The sequence below is a fragment of the Cognatiluteimonas telluris genome (assembly GCF_011320095.1).
Taxonomy (GTDB): Bacteria; Pseudomonadota; Gammaproteobacteria; order Xanthomonadales; family Xanthomonadaceae; genus Cognatiluteimonas; species Cognatiluteimonas telluris.
In genome coordinates this window covers 1-1,177 of sequence record NZ_JAANOY010000091.1, presented here as the reverse complement: position 1 = coordinate 1,177, position 1,177 = coordinate 1, and the positions used below count along the sequence as shown (strand labels likewise).

2 protein-coding genes are annotated in these 1,177 nt (G+C 56.0%); both read right to left on the bottom strand.

Annotation, left to right across the window (positions count from 1 at the left end; translation table 11 throughout):
- Positions 1-215: 215 nt before the first annotated feature.
- Positions 216-563, bottom strand: coding sequence for a hypothetical protein (locus G7B67_RS13115; RefSeq protein WP_166213144.1), 348 nt, complete (start codon positions 561-563; stop codon positions 216-218).
- A 109-nt stretch (positions 564-672) separates the two neighbouring features.
- On the bottom strand, positions 673-1,020 hold the full coding sequence (locus G7B67_RS13110) for a TfoX/Sxy family protein (protein ID WP_166213142.1): 348 nt from the start codon (positions 1,018-1,020) through the stop codon (positions 673-675).
- Positions 1,021-1,177 lie beyond the last annotated feature (157 nt).

The following is a 1,177-nucleotide window of genomic DNA, read 5'->3' as shown; positions in this document are numbered from 1 at the left end:
ATGCCGCCGGTAACCTCGATCGCCAGAACTGCCGCGTAGAGATACGAGCGCCGCTTAGATGACTCCAAGCGCGACCGAAGAGGGTGGACGAAAGCGACAAGGTGCTGAGCGAAGCGAGCAACCCGAATTGCCGAATGGCCGCAGCGGGCCCGCTCTTAGCGGCCTAACACCTGAATTAAGCCGACCCGCGAAGCGGGTTCGGCTTGAATGAATTGTTAGGGCGCGCCCGCATTGGGTAGGCCCGCTGCTGCTGCCTCCACGTCCGAGCATACTGTCTCGTAGCCGTGCATTGGCAGATCCCGGATCTTCTTGGATAGCTCTTGGGGCGAGCCAGTCTGCTCAACGGCATTAGCGATCATACCCATTGCGTTGGAGTAGCACTGACCTGCTCCGAACTGCTCGGAAAAAGCGCCAAGCCAAAAGAAAAAGGGAGCTGCTGCGGCAATGGTTGCGATACCAAGCCATTTGGTGCGCCGTGGGGTCGTCCATACAGCGGCGATGAAGAGAAGGGCGAGAACAAAGAAGCCGATCGGCAGAACTAGCAGTAGCATTGTTGTTGCCATAGCGCCCTAACACCTGAATTAAGCCGACCTGCGTAGTGGAGGCAAAAGGTGGCACGCTTTTCAGTGCCGCCTTTTGCTGGAACGAAGCAGGTTCGGCTTGAATGAATTGTTAGATGCCAGACCCTTTTGCGGAAGACCTGAGCTTCTTGGGTTTTGGCAGCGGTAAATCTTGCGCCGTTCGCACGAGCAGCGACTTTAGCGCATCAGAGTCATCCAGCAGTTCGTCAGCCACCGGATAGGGCTTCGCCTGTGGGTAAGGCGACCGCTTGGGGAGTGCCTGCGTAATTATGTCAGTCGCCCCAGTTGGCTTAACGAAGAGGCTGTTGTCGCATATAAAAGCGATGACCTTGCCATCCAGGTAAACGCCGTACTCCCCAAACATCCGCTTGAAGGAAAGAGCGCCTCCCAACTGAGCTTGCTCGGCAACGTAGTCTACGAAGTCCTTGTCAGTTGGCATAACCGGTTTCGATGATGGTGGCCATGGCATCTAACACCTGAATTAAGCCGACATGCGTAGTGGAGGCAAAAGGTGGCACGCTTTTCAGTGCCGCCTTTTGCTGGAACGAAGCATGTTCGGCTTGAATGAATTGTTAGGCGCCGTGTCCGGGATCCAC